17 protein-coding genes and 1 pseudogene are annotated in these 17,164 nt (G+C 71.4%); 7 read left to right on the plus strand and 11 right to left on the minus strand.

Features of this window, described 5'->3' with window-relative positions; genetic code table 11:
- Positions 1 to 77 precede the first annotated feature (77 nt).
- Positions 78 to 1,529, plus strand: a complete 1,452-nt coding sequence (locus ACGGCP_RS20880) for an HtaA domain-containing protein (protein WP_392968535.1) — start codon at positions 78 to 80, stop codon at positions 1,527 to 1,529.
- A 5-nt stretch (positions 1,530 to 1,534) separates the two neighbouring features.
- On the plus strand, positions 1,535 to 2,935 hold the full coding sequence (locus tag ACGGCP_RS20885; RefSeq protein WP_392968537.1) for an HtaA domain-containing protein: 1,401 nt from the start codon (positions 1,535 to 1,537) through the stop codon (positions 2,933 to 2,935).
- A gap of 73 nt (positions 2,936 to 3,008) precedes the next feature.
- Here the strand turns inward: ACGGCP_RS20885 and ACGGCP_RS20890 are convergent, their stop codons facing one another.
- The 4 genes from ACGGCP_RS20890 to ACGGCP_RS20905 all read right to left on the minus strand — a co-directional run bounded on the left by ACGGCP_RS20890 (position 3,009) and on the right by ACGGCP_RS20905 (position 6,497).
- A complete protein-coding gene (locus ACGGCP_RS20890; RefSeq protein ID WP_392968539.1) occupies positions 3,009 to 5,174 on the minus strand; it encodes an MMPL family transporter in 2,166 nt (721 codons plus the stop codon).
- 171 nt (positions 5,175 to 5,345) lie between these two features.
- Positions 5,346 to 5,618: a hypothetical protein gene (locus ACGGCP_RS20895; RefSeq protein ID WP_392968541.1), complete on the minus strand. Its 273-nt coding sequence runs from the start codon at positions 5,616 to 5,618 to the stop codon at positions 5,346 to 5,348.
- A gap of 12 nt (positions 5,619 to 5,630) precedes the next feature.
- Positions 5,631 to 5,942: an ArsR/SmtB family transcription factor gene (locus ACGGCP_RS20900; protein ID WP_392968543.1), complete on the minus strand. Its 312-nt coding sequence runs from the start codon at positions 5,940 to 5,942 to the stop codon at positions 5,631 to 5,633.
- Positions 5,943 to 6,059: 117 nt separating this feature from the next.
- Complete coding sequence (locus tag ACGGCP_RS20905; protein WP_392968545.1) at positions 6,060 to 6,497, minus strand: DoxX family protein; 438 nt, start codon at positions 6,495 to 6,497, stop codon at positions 6,060 to 6,062.
- Between the two features lie 140 nt (positions 6,498 to 6,637).
- On the opposite strand from ACGGCP_RS20905, the gene ACGGCP_RS20910 reads away from it, so the two are divergent.
- Complete coding sequence (locus tag ACGGCP_RS20910; protein WP_392968547.1) at positions 6,638 to 7,744, plus strand: winged helix DNA-binding domain-containing protein; 1,107 nt, start codon at positions 6,638 to 6,640, stop codon at positions 7,742 to 7,744.
- 4 nt (positions 7,745 to 7,748) lie between these two features.
- Here the strand turns inward: ACGGCP_RS20910 and ACGGCP_RS20915 are convergent, their stop codons facing one another.
- Entirely contained in the window at positions 7,749 to 8,969 is a 1,221-nt protein-coding gene (locus ACGGCP_RS20915; protein WP_392968549.1) for a sulfotransferase family protein, read from the minus strand.
- 160 nt (positions 8,970 to 9,129) lie between these two features.
- Positions 9,130 to 9,669 carry a DinB family protein gene (locus tag ACGGCP_RS20920; protein WP_392968551.1) on the minus strand — a complete coding sequence of 180 codons (540 nt, stop codon included), beginning with the start codon at positions 9,667 to 9,669 and terminating at the stop codon, positions 9,130 to 9,132.
- Positions 9,670 to 9,967: 298 nt separating this feature from the next.
- Between ACGGCP_RS20920 and ACGGCP_RS20925 the strand changes: the two are divergent.
- Both ACGGCP_RS20925 and ACGGCP_RS20930 read left to right on the plus strand, forming a co-directional pair.
- A pseudogene (locus ACGGCP_RS20925) lies at positions 9,968 to 10,921 on the plus strand (non-reducing end alpha-L-arabinofuranosidase family hydrolase); the annotation flags it as partial.
- A 78-nt stretch (positions 10,922 to 10,999) separates the two neighbouring features.
- Positions 11,000 to 11,272: a cellulose binding domain-containing protein gene (locus tag ACGGCP_RS20930; protein WP_392968705.1), complete on the plus strand. Its 273-nt coding sequence runs from the start codon at positions 11,000 to 11,002 to the stop codon at positions 11,270 to 11,272.
- A 158-nt stretch (positions 11,273 to 11,430) separates the two neighbouring features.
- Here ACGGCP_RS20930 and ACGGCP_RS20935 read toward each other — a convergent pair whose 3' ends face one another.
- Genes ACGGCP_RS20935 through ACGGCP_RS20945 form a run of 3 tightly spaced genes read right to left on the minus strand, consistent with a single transcriptional unit; the run spans position 11,431 to position 13,356 of the window.
- Positions 11,431 to 11,679 (minus strand): hypothetical protein, encoded by a 249-nt coding sequence (locus ACGGCP_RS20935; protein ID WP_392968553.1) that lies wholly within the window; start codon positions 11,677 to 11,679, stop codon positions 11,431 to 11,433.
- A gap of 11 nt (positions 11,680 to 11,690) precedes the next feature.
- Positions 11,691 to 12,413: an ABC transporter permease gene (locus ACGGCP_RS20940; RefSeq protein WP_392968555.1), complete on the minus strand. Its 723-nt coding sequence runs from the start codon at positions 12,411 to 12,413 to the stop codon at positions 11,691 to 11,693.
- 25 nt (positions 12,414 to 12,438) lie between these two features.
- Entirely contained in the window at positions 12,439 to 13,356 is a 918-nt protein-coding gene (locus ACGGCP_RS20945; protein ID WP_392968557.1) for an ABC transporter ATP-binding protein, read from the minus strand.
- Positions 13,357 to 13,477: 121 nt separating this feature from the next.
- Here ACGGCP_RS20945 and ACGGCP_RS20950 point away from each other — a divergent pair, with 121 nt between their 5' ends.
- Positions 13,478 to 14,704, plus strand: coding sequence for a sensor histidine kinase (locus tag ACGGCP_RS20950; protein ID WP_392968559.1), 1,227 nt, complete (start codon positions 13,478 to 13,480; stop codon positions 14,702 to 14,704).
- Positions 14,701 to 15,306 (plus strand): DNA-binding response regulator, encoded by a 606-nt coding sequence (locus ACGGCP_RS20955; protein WP_392968561.1) that lies wholly within the window; start codon positions 14,701 to 14,703, stop codon positions 15,304 to 15,306. The genes ACGGCP_RS20950 and ACGGCP_RS20955 overlap by 4 nt, the downstream gene beginning before the upstream one ends.
- On the opposite strand, the gene ACGGCP_RS20960 is transcribed toward ACGGCP_RS20955, so the two are convergent.
- Positions 15,303 to 16,136 carry an MBL fold metallo-hydrolase gene (locus ACGGCP_RS20960; protein WP_392968563.1) on the minus strand — a complete coding sequence of 278 codons (834 nt, stop codon included), beginning with the start codon at positions 16,134 to 16,136 and terminating at the stop codon, positions 15,303 to 15,305. The two genes, ACGGCP_RS20955 and ACGGCP_RS20960, sit on opposite strands and share 4 nt — an antisense overlap.
- Positions 16,126 to 17,073, minus strand: a complete 948-nt coding sequence (locus ACGGCP_RS20965; RefSeq protein WP_392968564.1) for an MBL fold metallo-hydrolase — start codon at positions 17,071 to 17,073, stop codon at positions 16,126 to 16,128. Before ACGGCP_RS20965 ends, ACGGCP_RS20960 begins: the two co-directional genes overlap by 11 nt.
- Positions 17,074 to 17,164: the final 91 nt, after the last annotated feature.

A 17,164-nucleotide genomic window follows, 5' to 3' on the forward strand; every position in this document is an offset into this window, starting at 1 on the left:
TAGCACCCCCTTTGCTATTTCAGATTTTATTAGGTTAGCCTTGCCTTCGTTGAACTTGTATACGGAGGTCCCCTGCCATGCCCCACGCCACCGCCCGCCTCACGGGAGCCCTGGTCGCAGCGGCGGCGCTCATAGCGTCGCTTCTGCTGTGGGCCGCTCCCGCGAACGCCGAGGACCTGTCGGGCGGTCGCCTCGACTGGGGCGTCAAGGAGTCGTTCCGCTCCTACATCACCGGGTCGATCGCCAAGGGCGAGGTGCAGACCGGCGACGGCGCGTCCGCAGTGGACGGGGCGTACCGGTTCCACTCGGCGACGGGCACCTATGAGGACGGGATCGCCGCGATCGACTACACCGGCTGGGTCTACTTCTGGGGCCACGACGGTGAACTCGACCTGACGTTCGCGAACCCGTCCGTGGAGTACTCCGGCTCCTCCGGCACGCTCTACGTGTACGTCAACGGGACCCGGACCGACATGGCGTCGCTCAGCGGCGCCGAGCTGAGCGTCTCCGGCGGCACCCTATCGGTCAGCGGCGCGTCGGCGACCCTGACCGCCAACGGCGCCGAGGCCTTCGCCGGGTACTACGAGCCGGGCGAGCAGCTCGACCCGGTCTCCTTCTCCGCCGACATCGCCGCCGCCGAGGCCCCGACCACCGAGGCCGCCGAGTCACCCACGGCCGCAGCCGAGACCGACCAGGTCGGCGGCGCGGTCCTCGACTGGGGCGTGCGCACCTCCTGGCGCGACTACGTGTCCGGCGACATCGCGAACGGCGAGTGGGCCGTGAGCGGCGGCGCTGCCGACGGCGGCGCGGTCTTCCGCTTCACGGAGGGCTCGGGCACCGCGACCGCGGCCGACTACACGCTCTCCTACAAGGGCACCGTGGCCTTCACCGGCACCGACGTCGACCTGGCGCTCACCGACCCGGTCGTCACCGCGACCGGCGGCAAGGGCGTCCTCTCGGCCGAGGTCGCCGGGACCCGCGTCGACCTCGTCGCGTTCGAGGCGACCCTCGCCGAGTCCGGCGGGCTGCTGCTCGCCGAGAACGTCCCCACCGTGCTCACCGAGGCCGCCGTGCCGGTGTTCGGCGGGTACTACCAGGCCGGGGACGCCATGGACCCCTTGACGATCGCCATCCCGCTCACCGCCGACGCCGCCGTCCCGGCTCTGCCCGACCTCGGCGCCGAACCCGAGCAGCCCGCCCCGAGCGAGTCCGCCTCACCGCTCGACGCCGACGACGCCGCCGAGGACACCGGCGCGAACCCGCTGGTGTGGATCGTCCCCGCCGCGCTCGTCGTGCTCTTCGCGGCCGCCGCGATCACCGTCGCCCTCGTCCAGCGCGCCAAGCGCAACCGCGCCGCGCAGGGCGACCCCCAGACCACCGTCGAGGAGGCGAAGGCGACCGACAACGCCCCGGCCGACACGGCGGCACCCTCGGAGCCCACCCCCTCCGAGACCGAAGGCCCCGCAGACCAGGGGCCCGACCCCGCCGCGTCCTCCACTGAGGACCCGGAAGCAGACAAGGAGTCATAGCACCCATGAAGTCCCCCACCCGCAAGCGCCTCGCGGCCGCCGCCGCGCTCGCCCTGGGAGCCGGCGCCGCCGTGAGCCTCACCTCGCTGCCCGCGCAGGCCCAGGAAGTCGCCGCCTACCCCATCGTGGACGGCTCGATCACCTGGGGCGTCAAGGAGTCCTTCCGCTCCTACGTGACCGGCTCGTTCTCCCAGGGCACCATCTCGGTGCTCGACGGCGCGCAGCAGAACGACGACGGGACCTTCGAGTTCGGCTCCGCCACCGGCGTGAACGACCTCCCGAACCAGGCGCTCGACGCCGCGGCGGAGGGCGGCGTCAACTTCGCCGTCCCGATCCACGGCATCGACATCACCCTGGAGAACCTCTACGTCGAGATGGACCTCGCCGGGTACACCGGCACCCTCTTCGCCGACGTCGCCTACGGCACCACCGAAGCCGACGACGTCCCGATCGTCGACATCGACGCGGGCGGCCAGTGGACCCACGTCTCCGGGTTCATGACCCTCACCGACGCGCCCACCGCGCTCACCGCCGAAGCCGTCCCGATCTTCCAGAACTACGCCGCCGGCGCCGCCATGGACCCGATCACCATCGCCGTCAAGACGGACATGGCGAACCCGATCGACGACGAGCCCACCGACGACCCCACCAGCGACACGCCTTCGAGCGAGGCGCCCTCCGACGACCCGTCCAGTGAGGACCCGGCAGGGGACGCCACCGTGTACGCCGTGACCGGCGGCGCCGCCGACTGGGGCGTCAAGGAGTCCTACCGCCAGTACGTGGTCGGCCCGATCGCCAACGGCGAGATCACCCTCACCGACCCCGCCACCGAGAACGGCGACGGCACCTACCGCTTCCCCGAGGCCACGGGCACCTTCACCGCCGAGACCTGCGCCGTCGACGCCGCCTTCGCGGGCGGCGTCAACTTCTACGGCCACGAAGGCGAGATGGACCTCGACATCGCCGGGCTCAGCGTCAAGTCCACCGATGGGGCCCTCGCCCTCTACTCCGGCGGGACCCTCATCGCGAACGTCGCCGTCGCCGAACTCGCCGTCGAGGACGGAGCGATCACCGTGGACGGGGCCCCCGCCACCGTCAGCGCCGACGGCGTCGACTTCTTCGGCGGCTTCTACGAGGAAGGCGAAGCCCTCGACCCCGTCAGCTTCGACCTCGAACTCGCCGACGCACCCGACACCACCTGCGAACCCACCGGCAACGGCAACGGCGGCAACGGGAACGGTTCCGGCAGCTCCACGAGCACCCGCGCCGACGGCGCCGGAACGCCGAAACTCCCCAAGACCGGCAGCCCGCTGACGTTCGTGCTCGCCGCCGCCGCGGCGCTCCTGGCCGGCGGCATCGCGGTCACGGTCGTCGCCCGCCGCCGCGCGCTCCAGGCCGACGCCTAGCGAAGACTCCACTCCCAGCGAGGGGCCGCCCAGCCTGCAACCGGGGCGGCCCCTCATTTCGCGTTCCCAGGCGTCACACCCGGGCGGCGGCCCTCCCCCACGCCCGGTCGCCCATGAGCGACAGCGCCGCCGGGAGCAGCACCCCGCGCACCACGGTGGCGTCGATGAGGATCGCCAGCGCCATCCCGAGGCCGAGCATCTTGTACTCGATCGCCGAGAGGGTGACGAAGACGGAGAAGACGCCGGTCATGATGAGCGCCGCGCTGGACACGACGCCAGCGCTGGCGGCGATGCCGCCGACGATCGCGTCGCGGTTCCCGGCCCCGGCGAGGCGGCGTTCGGCGACGCGGGAGAGCACGAAGATGTGGTAGTCCATGCTCAGTCCGAACAGGATGATGAACATGAACAGGGGGATCCAGGAGACGACGCCGCCGTAGGAGGTGAAGCCGAGGAGGCCTTCGAGGTGGCCGCCTTGGAAGATCCAGGCGAGGGCGCCGCAGGCCGCGCCGATCGACAGGAGGTTGAGGACGATCGAGGCGAGCGGGATCGCCCAGGAGCGGAACGTGACGGCCAGGAGCGCGAAGGCGAGCAGCAGGATGAACCCCAGGACATAGGGGGTGCGGCTGAGCAGCTGATTTGTGAAGTCGTGCGGGAGCGCGGTCTTGCCGGTGACGGCTTGTGCGGTGTCGGTGCGGGCGAAGGCGTTCGGGAGGGCGTGGTCGCGGAGGTGGGCGAGGGCGGCGTCGGCTTCGGGGCCGGTGGTGGCTCCGGCGAGGGGGACGCGGACGACGAGGGCGTCGCCGACGGCGGTGGCGGTGATGGGTTCGAGGAGTCGGCCGTCGCTGGCGGCGGCTTCGCCGTGGAGGGCTTCGAGGGCGGTCTGCATGGCGGCCGGGTCGAGGGGTCCGTCGCCGTCGGGGGTGACGACGACGCGGGCGCTGGTGGCGGATCCGGGGAAGTGCTCGTGCATGGCGGTGGCGTTGTCGACGGCGGTGGAGGTGCCGGGCGGGAGGCTGTCGGTGACGGCGGCGTCTTGGAGGCGCATGCCGATGACGGGTGTGGCCGCGATGAGGAGGAGGACGGCGGCGAGGCCGCCGGTGGCGATGGGCCGCTTGACGACCGCGGCGGCGGTGCGGGCCCAGAAGCGGGAGGGTGCGGCGGTGGTGCGGCGTTTGCCGAGCCATGGGAGGCGGGCGGCGTCGACGCGGTGGCGGAGGGTGGCGAGGAGTGCGGGGAGGAAGGTCACGGAGCCGAGGACGGCGAGGGCGACGACGAGCGCGGTTCCGAGCGCGAGTCCTTTGAGGACGTCGATGCCGGTGATGAGGAGTCCGGCGGTGCAGACGACGACGGTGAGGCCGGAGGCGGCGACGACGTGCCCGGAGGTGCGGGCGGTGATGGCCAGCGCGGTGGCGCTGTCGTGGCCCGCGGCGCGTTCTTCGCGGTAGCGGCGCAGGTAGAACAGGGAGTAGTCGATGCCGACGGCCATGCCGATGAGGAGGACGATGGCGGAGCCGGCGCCGTTGAACGGGACCCAGTGGCCGAGGAGCTGGAGGAGGCCGAAGGCTCCGGCGACGCTGGTGGCGGCGAGGAGCAGCGGGAGTCCGGCGGCGACGAGGGAGCCGAAGACGGCGAGGAGGACGAGGACGGTGAGCGGCAGCGAGGTGGTCTCGGCGCGTTTCATGTCGTCTTTGATGCCGGCGTCGACGGCCCCGGAGAGGGTCGCGTCGCCCGCTTGGCGCAGTTCGGTTCCCGGGTGTCGGGCTTGGATCTCGGCGACGGTGTCGAGGACGGTGCCGTAATTGGCGTCGTAGGCGGCGTCGGGTCCGAGAACGGTGAAGGTGACGAGGGCGGCGTCGCCGCTGCGCCAGCGTTCGCCGTGTTCACTGAGCGGCGAGCCGATGTCGGCGACGGCGCCCGGGGCGTCGTGGAGCGCGGCGACGAGGTCGGTGACGGCGGCGTCGACTCCGGGGCCGGTGACGAGGACGTTCTCGCGGACGGCGTAGCCGCCTTCGGCGTCGATGCGGTGCTCGGCGACGCCCGCTTCGCCGGGGTCGGCGGCGCGGGCCTGTTCCCCGAGCGGGAGCGCGCCGGAGAGGACGGCGAGTGCGACGAGGGCGAGCCAGCCGCCGATGGCGAGGGCCCGGTGGCGGGCGGACCAGTCGGCGACGGCGGCTATGGCGCCGCGGCGGGTGTGCCGGGGGTCTTGGGTGCGGGGGTCTGCGGTGATGTCGTGCAGCACGGTCTGCTTTCCTCTTGGTACGGGGGCGTCCCTGCGGAACTCGCCGCGGCTTTGCGTGCGGCGAGGTGGTTCGTCTCCCTTGGGTGTGAAGCGCCGGGTTGCCGCCCGGCGATAGATGCCCGGGCCGGGGCCGTCGAGTTGCCGCTCGACGGCCCGGGCCGTTTCCGGGGCCTATTCCACGACTTTGAGGGTCTCCTCGATCGCGGCGTTGCTGGTCTCGATGCGGGCTATGCGCTCGTTGAGGGCGGCGAGCTGCTGCGCGAGCTCGGCCTGGTGGGCGTCGGCGCGTTCGGCGAGCTGCTTGTACCGGTCGTCCTGCCGGATCTGCATCTCGGCGCGCTTGAGGAACGCCTTGCGCCACAGGAGGGTGAGGACGACGGTGATGAGGAGGGTGAAGAGCCCGACGGTGCCGATGACTTCCTGCCAATCGTAGGGGCTGACCATGTGCGGTCCTTTCTAGAGGGTGAGCGTCGCCGAGGCGCGCTCGACGGTTTCGGGGGTGAGGTCGACCGCGAACGGGACGACCTCGTAGTAGTGCATGGCCTTGCCGTCCTCGGACACTTCGAGCGAGGAGGTGACCAGGCCGGATGCTTCCAGTTTCTTCAAGTGGACCTGGAGGAGCGCCCGGCTGATGCCGAGGTCCCGCGCCAGCTGGCTGACGTAGTTGCGCCCTCCCGCGAGGGCGGCCACGACGCGCAGCCGGTGCGGGCTGGCGAGCGCCGCCAGGAGCGCGACCAGGTCGTCCCCGGTCGGGATGCCTTCGTCCATACGGCCTCCAATACCTGCAAACAGATGTTAGCAGGTGCTGTCTGCAGTTTGCATGCCTTGGGCGGCGGGCACGCGAAAGGGCCGGTGGCGCTGCCACCGGCCCTTTTTCTGCGGGGGTCACCGCTCGTTCTTGAAGCCGTGCTTGAAGAACCGCGCCGTCTGGTACCGGCGGACCCACGCGACGCCCGCGAACAGGACGAGCAGGATCAGCGGGGTGACGACGGGGTAGTCGAGGATCGCGGCGTTGAAGATCGCGGCGCCGACCATGAGCAGGCCCAGGCCGGTCGCGGCCAGGCCGCAGACGCGCGGGATGAGCAGGCCGACGCCGCCCAGGACCTCCAGGGCCCCGATGGCGTACATGAACCAGTCGCCCCAGCCGATGGTGTCGAAACCGGAGGCGGCGGCCTCCACTGCGAACAGCTTCGGCACCCCCGAGGCGACGATCATGAACGCGCCCAGGAGGACCTGGAGCACCCAGGCGGTGACGTTCAGGGCCTTGCCGGGGCCTTCGGCGGTGGTGGTGAGGACGGTCTCGGTGCGGTCGTAGCTCGTCATGGCGGTGCCTCTTTCGGGGGAAGTATCGGGCTCTTGCCTGTACAGACGAGGTCCGCCGCGCGGATTCATCGCGCCCTCGGAGATTTCCCCAGACGATCGAACGGACCCCGCGTGTCGTACCCCGGCGCTACCGTGTGGGCATGATCGATCCCCAACAGGTCCGCCGCTACCGCGTCCGGACGCAGCAGCTCGACCGCGAGCGCGGCAGCGTCGCCGACACCGCGGTCCTCGACCTCGGCGTGCAGGACACCGGCCCCGACGGAGCCCTCTGGGCCCTCGAGGTGCGCGGCGTCGCCACCGCCGGGCTCGGGTCCGCCGCCGAGCACCACGACGACCTCGTGTGGCTGTGGACCCTGCGCGGCGCGCCCCACTGCTACCGGCGCACCGACGCCGCCCAGGTCGCCGCCGCCGTCGCGCCCTGGTCCGAGGCGGACGCGTCGAAGCGGATCTTCGACGCCTCCAAGCCGTTGAAGGACGCCGGCATCCCCGTCCTCGACGCATTGGACGCCGTCGCCGGGCAGATGCGCGCGATCGTCAAGGAGCCCATGGTCAAAGGCGAGATGTCGACCCGCCTCCACGAGGCCATGCCCGAGCCGTACCAGCGGTACTGCCGCTCCTGCGACGCCGTGCACCTCTACGAGATGCCGTTCCGGCTCTCCGCGGTGCAGGCCGGGCTCGAACTCGTGCCCGACACCTCCCCGCCCGTCCTCCGGCCCATGACCGGCTTCGCCGCCGCCGACGCCCACGAGGACCGGCTCGACCCCGTTCGCGCCTACCTGCACCTGCTCGGACCGGCCACCCACAAGCAGGTCGCCGAGTACGTCGACGCGCCCGTCCGCGAAGTCAAGGCCCACTGGCCCGAGGACGCCGTCGAGGTCGAAGTGGACGGCGAGACCCGGTGGATGCTCGCGGCCGACACCGAAGCGCTCCAGAGCGCCGAGGCCTCCGGGACGCGGCTCCTGGGCCCCTACGACCTGTACCTCCAGGCCCGCGACCGGGCCACGCTCGTCACCGACCCCGCCAAGGCCAAAGCGCTGTGGCCCGTCCTCGGCAGGCCCGGCGCCGTCCTCGTCGACGGCGAGGTCGCCGCGCTGTGGCGGCCCCGCAAGTCCGGGAAGAAGTTCACGGTCGCCGTCGAACCCTGGCGGGAGCTCCACGCGCCCGAGAAGAAGGCGATCGAAGCCGAGGCCGAGCGGCTCGCCGCGTTCCGCGGGATCGCCCTCACCGGCCTCGACTACGCCGCATAGGGGGTCAGCGGCTGCCGGCCGTCAGGTTGTCCACGAACAGGCCGTAGTCGCCGAACGCCTCGTCGATCATCGCCGGGTCCAGCCCGTAGTGCACCATCGAGTACTCGTGGCCGCGCTGGTCCCGGGGGCGGTGCAGCGCCTCGCCGAGGTTCCGCTCGTCGTCGTCCGTCCACTTCAGGTCGAGCTTCTCGAACAGCTCCGGCACGTACCGGTGCGGGTCGGCCATCATCGCGTGGTAGGCGACGTCCACTGTGGTCTCGCGCGGCATCTGGATCCGCTCGCGCCGGGCCCGCTCGACCATCTCCGGGAGGATCCGCAGCCACACCCGGCCGATCTCGTGCGGGTCCACCGCCTTCGCGTGGTTGTGCAGGTAGGCCAGCGACTCCGCCATCGAGCACATCGAGCCCATCACCGTGTGCGGGTCCCGGTGCGTCCACACGAACTTCGCGTCCGGGAACACGTGGTGGATCGCCGCCGTCTCCCCCAGGCAGTCCGGGTGCTTCAGCATCCAGCGCGGCGTCGGACGCCGGAACTGCAGGATCTGCAGCACGTCGCGGACGAACGCGTAGTCGGGCCGGGCGTCGTAGGAGCGCAGGAACTCCACGTACTTCGGCATGGGCGCCATCGTGTTGTGCAGGCGCGACTGGTTGAGCAGGAAGTAGATCTCCTCCACCCAGTCCGCGCGCACCGGGTGGATCCGCGACCACGACGGGCTCAGCAGGAGGACCTGGTCGAGCCGCTTCTGCGTCTGGCGGCGCAGCCTCGCCGACTCCTCGTCCGAGCGCGGCAGCCCGATGTTGTCCATCTCCCACATGTACGGCCCGCGCGCGCCCGTCGCGTTCGCCAGGATCTTGTGGGTCAGCGTGGTCGCCGTGCGCGGCAGGCCGATCACGAACACCGGCGCCTCGATCCGCTCCTCGCGGACCTCCGGGTGCTCGGCCTGCAGGCGGCGCACCAGGAACCGGTTGCGGATGCGGGTCTTCACCATGTCCTGCACCGAGAGCCAGCCGACCCCCGACAGGGACGGGACGTCCGCGATGAACCCGAGGAAGCGGCGCAGGTGCTGCAGCTCCGACTCGTCCACTTCGGTCAGCGACACGCCCGCGCTCGCGGCGCGCTGCGCGTCCAGGGCCCGGTCGAAGAACCGGTAGGGGTCGTGCCGCGCCCGCGCGGCGGGAGCGGTGAGGGCGTTGACAAGGCGCAGTCGTGCGGTGGTCCGGCGCATGAAAGGTCCTCTCTGCGTTGGCGTTCGGACGCCACAAGGGGTGACGCCCCCGGAGCGTAGCGCAACGGGCGCGTCCGCAGAAGGCCTGCGGGAGAACGGATCAGCGCCGCCAGGACAGCACGGCTGCGACCTCCATTTCAGACTGTTTCGGTCGGAATCGTCATTCGCCGGCTTCGCCGTCGATCGCCTCGCGGATGAGGTCGGCGTGGCCGTTGTGGCGCGCGTACTCCTCGATCATGTGGCACAGGATCCACCGCAGCGACGGACTGCGCCCGTCGGACCAGCCCCGCGCCGCCACCCGGCCCAGCCCGCCGTCCGCCAGCGCCTCGGCGGTGCAGGCGCGGGCGATCGCGATGCCGTTCTGCCACAGGGCGTGCAGGTCCTCCGGGGTGTCGTCGGCGGCGGAGTGCCACTCCCAGTCGCGGTCGGCGGTCCAGTCGACGGAGTCCCAGGGTTCGCCCATGGGGCGGCCGTGGAGGGATCGGGCGAACCAGCTGGTCTCCACATAGGCCATGTGCTTGAGGAGGCCGCCGAGGGTCATGGTGGACGCGGCGACGGTGCGGTCGAGGGCGGCGGCGTCGAGGCCGCGGGTCTTCCAGCCGAGGGTGGCGCGCTGGAAGTCGAGGAAGCCGATGAGGGTGGCGGCCTCGTCGCCGTCGTGGGGCGGTTCGGGGCGGCCTTGTGCGTCGATGACGGTCATAGCCGGACTGTACTCCGGCCCGGAAGTTCCGAGACCGTCCAGCCGAGGCATTTACAGGTGTCGATGTTTATCGATAACCTGTCCATGCGGTCACGATAATTCCGGAATCTCCTGAAACTTTCGGAATCCGGCGTGAGCGCCTTGTCCCCCAAGGAGAGAGACCATGAGCAATTCCATCCGAACACGGCTGCGGGCGGTGCGCGTCGCGCTGCTCGCCGTCGCGACGGCCGCCGCGATGACGTGGGGCCTCACGGCCCACGCCCAGGACGCGGAGGAGGACGCGGCCGCCCCGGTGCAGGCCGAAGCCCTCCCCGCGAGCTTCACGTGGAGCTCCAGCGGCATCCTCGCCGGGCCCAAACCCGATGCGGCGCACCCGAACATCGCCGGGCTCAAGGACCCGTCGGTGGTCTTCCACAACGGGAAGTGGCACGTGTTCGCGTCCATCGCCAGCTCGGCCGGGTACAACATGGTGTACTTCAACTTCACCGACTGGTCCCAGGCCGCGAGCGCGACCCACCACTTCCTCGACCGGTCCCCGATCGGCACCGGCTACCGGGCCGCGCCCGAAGTGTTCTACTACGAGCCGCAGGGCCTGTGGTACCTCGTCTACCAGGACGGCAACGCCGCCTACTCGACGAACGCCGACATCGCGAACCCGAACGGGTGGACCGCGCCGAAGCACTTCTACTCCGGGATGCCGCAGATCATCCAGGACAACATCGGCTCGGGCTACTGGGTCGACATGTGGGTCACCTGCGACGACGTCGACTGCCACCTGTTCTCCTCGGACGACAACGGGCACCTGTACCGGTCGCAGACGAGCGTGGCGAACTTCCCGAACGGCATGAGCGAACCCGTGATCGCCATGGAGGACGACGACAAGTACGCGCTGTGGGAGGCCAGCAACGTCTACAAGGTCAAGGGGAGCGACGAGTACCTGCTGCTCGTGGAGGCGTTCGGGACCGTGGGGCGGTACTTCCGCTCGTGGACCTCGACGAGCATCGCCGGACCGTGGACGCCCCTGGCGGACAGCAACGCCAACCCGTTCGCCGCGGCGTCCAACGTGACCTTCCCCGGCGGAGTGTGGACCGAGGACATCAGCCACGGCGAGATGATCCGGGCCGGAGTGAACCAGAAGCTCGAGATCGACCCGTGCAACCTGCGGTACCTGTACCAGGGCATGGACCCGAACGCCTCGGGCGACTACAACAGCCTGCCGTGGCGGCTCGGGCTGCTCACCCAGACCAACACCGGCCCCGGCTGCGGCACCCAGGAGCCGACCGACCCGCCGACCACGACCCCGCCGCCCGCGGGCGCGTGCACGGCGAAGATCACCGTGGTCGGCGACTGGGGCTCGGGCTGGCAGGGCCGCGTCGACATCACCGCCGGGAACGCCGCGATCAGCGGCTGGGACGTGCAGTGGACCTGGCCGGGCTCGCAGCGGATCACCTCCGCGTGGAACACGAGCTTCACGCAGGGCGGGGCGAACGTGACCGCCGGAGACGTGGGCTGGAACGGGACGGTCGCGGCCGGGCAGTCGCGGGAGGGATTCGGGTTCATCGCGTCCGGACCCGCCGCGACACCGCCGGTGACGTGCGGTTAGGAGCGGACGAGCCGGTGCCCGCTCCCCCGGATCTGGGGAGCGGGCACCGGAGTGTTCGGGGGACGGGGTCCAGTCGCGTTCACCGCGATGGTTTAACGCTATGGCCCCGTTCGGGACGCGGCAATACGTGCGCGGCAACGGTTTGGTAAATCAGCTGTTCAGTCGAGTCGGCCTGGCCCCATCGGCGGGCCCTGCCCCCGGGACCTGACCGCGACGATCGCGATGCGGATCCCGAACCAGGCCAGCGCGATCGAGCCGAGGACGACCACGGTCCGGTCGCTCACGTCGAGCAGGAGGAACGCGGCGGCGATGATCGCGAACGTCAGCGCCGCGACTGCGGCCTCGACCGGCCAGCGGGTGGGGAGCTTGGCGTAGAACATCGAGTTCTTGAACTCTTCGAAGGACATCGGATTCCCTTCTAGGCGCGGGGCTGCCAGCGGAACAGCCTGGCGGCCAGGAGCGCGGCGGCGGCGGCCACGGCGGTGGAGAGCAGGAGCGGTTCGAGGGCGGACGCGTAGGAGCCGCCGTCCCACGCCAGGCGGGTCAGCTCGGTCAGTCCGGCGCCGGGGACGGCCGACGCGAGGAGCGACTTGGGGCCCTCGAACTCGAAGAGCCCCAGGAAGACGCCGGCCATGAACAGGAACGTCCCGGGGATGACGGTGATCTGGGCGGCCTCGGGGGTCTTCGTGAAGGACGCGGTCAGGAAGCCCAGTGCGACCGACGTGACCGCGCCGTTCGCGAAGGCGAGCACGAGCAGTTCCGGGTGCGCGGGGCCCGCGCCGGTCTCCCACGCGGTGAAGGCGAGGACGACGACGGCTTGCACGGCGACGACGAGCACGAGCGGGCCGGTCAGCCCGGCCACGATCGACAGTGTGGACGCCGGGGAGCTGCGCAGGCGCTTGAGGTAGCGCTGCTGGCGGCGGGCGGCGAGGGTCATGGTGCTGGTCATGAGGACGCCGAAGATGAGCAGCATCGCGAGCTGCGTCGCGGCGAGTGCGCCGCCGGTGCCGGTCAGGGCGCCGATGTCGGAGCGGCTCAGGAAGAACGCCATGGCGATCGGGAGGATCGCGGCGGTCACGAGGACGGTGCGGTTGCGCAGGATCAGGCGGGTCTCGGCGACGGCGAGGGTCAGTGCGGTCATGTCAGGGCTCCGTTCGGGGAGGGGTTCAGGCGGCGGTCTGGGTCTCGAGTTCGGCGAAGATCTCGTCCAAGGTGGCGGGTCCGGCGGTGAGGTCGCCGAGGTCGACGCCGGTGCGCGCGGCCCAGTCGAGGAGTCGGTGCAGGTCGGCCTGGAGCTCGGTGGTGCGGATCGTCAGGCGCCCGTCCGCGACGGCGGTGCGGCCCGCGAGCACGGGCAGGGCGAGCGGGTCGAACGGCTTGGGGCCCACGGTGATCCGTGCTTCGTGGGAGGCGGTGATCTCCGCGACGGTGCCGAAGCGGGCGATGCGGCCCCGGTCCATGATCGCGACGTGGTCGGCGAGTTCGGCCGCTTCGTCGAGGTAGTGGGTGGTGAGCAGGACGGCCGTGCCCTGCGCGGTGAGCTCGCGCAGCAGCGCCCAGGTGCGCCGCCGCGAGGCCGGGTCCAGGCCGGTCGTGGGCTCGTCCGCGAACAGCACCGCCGGGTCGGTCGCGAGCGCGAGCGCGAGGTCGAGGCGGCGGCGCTCGCCGCCCGACAGCGCCGCGACGCGCACGTGGGCGCGGTGGGCGAGGTCGACGCGATCGACCAGTTCCGGGCGGGGCGGGAGGCGGTGCAGGTCGGTCCAGAGCCGCAGGGTCTCGGTGACGGTGAGGTCGTCGGCGAAGCCGGTCTCCTGGCCGATGACGGCGACGCGCCCGGCGAGCTCGCGGCGGTGCCGGTACGGGTCGAGGCCGCGCACCCGGACCGAGCCGGAGGCGGGGCGGCGCAGGCCGACGGCGGTCTCCACGGTCGTCGTCTTGCCCGCGCCGTTGGTGCCCAGGAGCGCGAACAGCTCCCCCGGGGCGATGGCGAAGGAGACGCCGTCGACGGCGGTGAAGGAGCCGTAGCGGCAGGCGAGGTCCCGGACCTCGACGGCGGGGCGGTCCCCGTGAGTAATCGCGTTCATGCCTCAATCCTGGGGTTTCCCAAGGGCCGCAGGTAGTGCCAAAGCCGCATCGGTCCAGGTGACGGACGTGTGGGGCCGGTCTGACAAATGTCATTTCGGACCGGGGTGGTTGAATCTCCACGTGCCCCCAGAACCTGAGTCCTCCGCGCGCGGCCTGCGTCGCCTGCGCACGTACACGTTCTTCACCGTGATCAGCTCCGGGCCTCTGGCGCTGCTCATGGGCGCGATGTTCCTCGCGAACTCGCCGCTCCCGTACGAGGACCTGCCGGTCGCGGCAGGGGCGATCACCGTCTCCGTCGCGCTGAGCACGGCGGCGCTCGCGCTGCACTGGCACGGCCAGGGCTACTGGAAGCGGCGGGTCCTGTGGAGCGTGGCGCTCCTGGTGCTCGTCGCCGGGGCGGCCTGGGAGGCCCAGGCCGGTCCCATCGGACCCGCTTGGGCTGCACCGGCGTCACTGCTGCTCACTGAGTCCGCGCTGTGGGCCCGTCCGGGCAGTCGCGCCAGGACGCTCGGGTTCGGGACGCTCGCGGTCGTGGCGGTCGTCATCGTCCTCGCGCAGACCGGGCTGATCGCTGCCCAGGCGGTCGTGATGACGATCGCCCTGGTGCCGACGATCGCGGTCGGGGTCGTCTGCCAGCTGTGGCACTTCCAGGTCGCGCAGGAGCTCGAGAAGGCCCGCGGGATCGCGGGCGACCTCGCCGTCGCGGAGGAGCGGCTGCGGTTCGCGGCCGAACTCCACGACGTCCAGGGCGGCAACCTCCAGGCGATCACGCTGAAGGCGCAGGTCGCGCGGCGGCTCGTCGCCGTCGACCCCGAACGCGCCGAAGCCGAGATGCGGGCCGTGGAGGACCTGGCCCGCGCCGCGCTCAAAGACACGCGCGAGGTCGTGGGCGGCTACCGGAAGGTCGCGCTCGCCGACGAGATCGACTCGGCCGCCAGGATCCTGAAGTCCGCGGGAGTGCAGGCCACCGTGCCGGACGCCGCGCCGACGCTCGACGAGGACACGGAGAAGCTCCTCGGCCTGCTCGTCCGGGAGGCGACGACGAACCTGATCCGGCACGCCGACCCGACCGCCGCCGACGTGCACATCGTCGAGGTCGACGCGGAGGTCACCGTCACGGTGACCAACAACGGCGCGGCCGCGCCGACGCCCGGAGGCAACGGCCTGGCGATGCTCAAGGACCGGTTCACCGAAGCGGGCGGGTCGGTCGAGCACGAGCACGACGGCGACCGGTTCGTCCTCAAGGGGACCGTGCCGAAACCCCGGGCGCCGCAGCCGCCGCAACGGCAGGCGGCGAAGCGGGTGCCGCCGGTCCGGCGGATCGCGGCGAAACGGGCCCGGCGGTGATCCGCCTCCTCGTCGCCGACGACGAGACCCTCGTGCGCGAAGCCCTCGCCGTGCTCCTCGGGCTCGAACCCGACATCACCGTCATCGCCCAGGCCGACAACGGGACCGACGCGGTCGCCCTCGCCGCGTCCCGCCTCCCCGACATCGCCGTCCTCGACCTCGAGATGCCGCCGCAGGACGGCCTCTGGGCCGCCGAGCGCATCCGCGAGGCGAACCCCGGCGTCAAGGTCATGCTCGTGACCCGGCACGCCAGGCCCGGCGTGCTGCGCCGGGCCCTCGCCGCGGGCGTCTCAGGGTTCGTCCCCAAGACCACCCCCGCCGAGCGGCTCGCACAGATCATCCGCGACATCGGCCAGGGCCGCCGCTACATCGACCCGGAGATCGCCGCGACGGCCCTCACCGAGGACCGCTCGCCCCTCACCGAACGCGAGCTCGACCTGCTCCGCGCGGCCAGGGGCGGCGGCACGATCGACGAGATCGCCGCCGAGCTCCACCTCGCCCCCGGCACCGTGCGGAACTACCTGTCGACCGCGATGCGCAAGCTGGACAAGAAGACCCGCCACGCCGCGGCCCAGCACGCCTGGGAGCAGGGCTGGATCTAGACCGGGACGGTGAACGACTCCAGGTGGTCCAAGAGCACCCACGCCGAATCCGGGCTGGCCGCGGCGACCAGCTCCTCCAGCTTCGCCGCGCCGAACAGGTCCACGGCCGGTTCGTCAAGGGGCGCTTCGTAGTCGTCCCAGTGGGTCGGGATGACGTACGGCGGGTACCCGGTCGCGGCGAGCATCCGCTCCGCGTAGTTCGGGTAGTTCGGGTTCGGGCCCTGCATGAACAGCACGGTCGGCGCGATCCCCGCGACCTCGCGCTCGTGGAACGACGGCACGCCGTTGAAGAACAGCGAGACCTCCCCGAAGGTGACGAGGTAGGCGAGGCTGCCGCCCTCCACGAGGTCCTTGATCGTCTCCGGCCGGGCCGGGACCCCGCCCGGCCGCGTGCCCGGGAACAGCAGGCTCTTGTGCTTGCCGGTGACGCCGTGCGAGGACCGGAAGACCTCCACGGTGTAGCCCTCGAACTGGTACAGCTCACCGCCGCCCACCTGCGACAGCTGCTCGGCCGGAGTGTCCATGGCGCGCAGCAGGTTCAGGTGCGACTCGGTGCCGAGCACCGTCGCGCCGGTCTTCCCGGCGATGTACGGGACGTCGGCGATGTGGTCGAAGTGCGCGTGCGTGATCAGGATCGAGTCGGCCGCGCCGATGTGCTCGTCGATCGCGGTCTCGTCGATGCTGATCGGCGTGTCCGGGTTGAACTCGCCCGGTTTCGTGGCACCGGTGTAGGTGCGCGAGAGGTACGGGTCGACGAGCACGGTGGTGCCGTCACAGACGATCTCCCAGGCGTTGGTGCCCAGCCAGCGGACGTGGACCTCAGAAGTCATGGCTCTCCAGGTGGTCGATGAGCAGGAACTCGGAATCGGGGCTCGCGGCGGCCACGCGGTCGCGCAGCGCCTCCACGTCGCCGCCGGGGACGGCCGGGTCGGTCAGCGGCTTGTCGAAGTCGTCCCAGTGCGTCGCGATCACGTACGGCGGGAAGCCCGTCGCCTCCAGGAGCCGCTCGACGTACGCGGGCGTGTAGCCGCCGCCGGGCTGCACGAACACGGCCGTCGGACGGATCCCGGCGATCTCCGGCTCGTGGAAGCTCGCCGAACCGGCGTTGAAGAACGAGACGCCGCCGAAGTCGACCAGGTAGGTCAGGCTGCCGCCCTCGACCAGGTCCTTGATCTTCTTGGGGCGCTTGGGCACCGACCCGGGCCGGGTGCCGCCGAACAGGATCTGCTTGTGCTCGCCGCTCGCCGAGTGCGAGGACCGGAACACCTCCACGGTGTAGCCGTCGAACTGGTACAGCTCGCCGCCCACCAGCTGCGAGAGCTGCTCGGCGGGGGCGTCCATGGCGCGCAGCAGGTTCAGGTGCGTCTCCGTGCCGAGCACCGTCGCGCCCGTGCGCTTCGCCAGGTAGGGGACGTCGGCGATGTGGTCCCAGTGGCCGTGCGTGACGAGGATGGTGTCGGCCCTCGGCAGGTGCTCGTCGATCACGTCCTCGTGGACCTCGATCTCCGTCTCCGGGTCGGCGCCCTCCTTCGTGTAGGCCCCGGTCGGGAAGCGGCTGACCCACGGGTCGATGAGCACCGTGGCCTTGTCGGTCGTGAACTCCCAGGCGTTCGTGCCCAGCCAGCGCAGCCGCACGGCGGGCGCGGCCGCGTCGTCCTCCTGTGCCGCGGCGATGCCGCCCGCGGTCGCGGTGGCCGCCAGCGCGGCCGCGCCGGTGCCGACGAGGAGGCCGCGGCGGCGGATCTTGGGATCGTTGGGTGTGGTCATGGCTGACATTCAAGCCGCCGTGTCCCGTTCCGTCCAATATCGACGCGCTAATGGGCCGATACGCGCGTTGATATCGTTGCCGCGTGGACAT

Origin of the sequence: Glycomyces sp. NPDC048151 (assembly GCF_043202775.1) — a bacterium.
GTDB lineage: Bacteria > Actinomycetota > Actinomycetes > Mycobacteriales > Micromonosporaceae > Glycomyces.

Excerpts from the sequence above, each read along its gene's own strand:
- ACGGCP_RS20880 (WP_392968535.1), top strand. The coding sequence starts at position 78 with ATGCCCCACGCCACCGCCCGCCTCACGGGAGCCCTGGTCGCAGCGGCG.
- ACGGCP_RS20910 (WP_392968547.1), top strand. The coding sequence starts at position 6,638 with ATGATCGATCCCCAACAGGTCCGCCGCTACCGCGTCCGGACGCAGCAG.
- ACGGCP_RS20885 (WP_392968537.1), top strand. The coding sequence starts at position 1,535 with ATGAAGTCCCCCACCCGCAAGCGCCTCGCGGCCGCCGCCGCGCTCGCC.
- ACGGCP_RS20905 (WP_392968545.1), bottom strand. The coding sequence starts at position 6,497 with ATGACGAGCTACGACCGCACCGAGACCGTCCTCACCACCACCGCCGAA.
- ACGGCP_RS20895 (WP_392968541.1), bottom strand. The coding sequence starts at position 5,618 with ATGGTCAGCCCCTACGATTGGCAGGAAGTCATCGGCACCGTCGGGCTC.
- ACGGCP_RS20960 (WP_392968563.1), bottom strand. The coding sequence starts at position 16,136 with ATGACTTCTGAGGTCCACGTCCGCTGGCTGGGCACCAACGCCTGGGAG.
- ACGGCP_RS20915 (WP_392968549.1), bottom strand. The coding sequence starts at position 8,969 with ATGCGCCGGACCACCGCACGACTGCGCCTTGTCAACGCCCTCACCGCT.
- ACGGCP_RS20900 (WP_392968543.1), bottom strand. The coding sequence starts at position 5,942 with ATGGACGAAGGCATCCCGACCGGGGACGACCTGGTCGCGCTCCTGGCG.
- ACGGCP_RS20965 (WP_392968564.1), bottom strand. The coding sequence starts at position 17,073 with ATGACCACACCCAACGATCCCAAGATCCGCCGCCGCGGCCTCCTCGTC.
- ACGGCP_RS20940 (WP_392968555.1), bottom strand. The coding sequence starts at position 12,413 with ATGACCGCACTGACCCTCGCCGTCGCCGAGACCCGCCTGATCCTGCGC.
- ACGGCP_RS20920 (WP_392968551.1), bottom strand. The coding sequence starts at position 9,669 with ATGACCGTCATCGACGCACAAGGCCGCCCCGAACCGCCCCACGACGGC.
- ACGGCP_RS20945 (WP_392968557.1), bottom strand. The coding sequence starts at position 13,356 with ATGAACGCGATTACTCACGGGGACCGCCCCGCCGTCGAGGTCCGGGAC.
- ACGGCP_RS20935 (WP_392968553.1), bottom strand. The coding sequence starts at position 11,679 with ATGTCCTTCGAAGAGTTCAAGAACTCGATGTTCTACGCCAAGCTCCCC.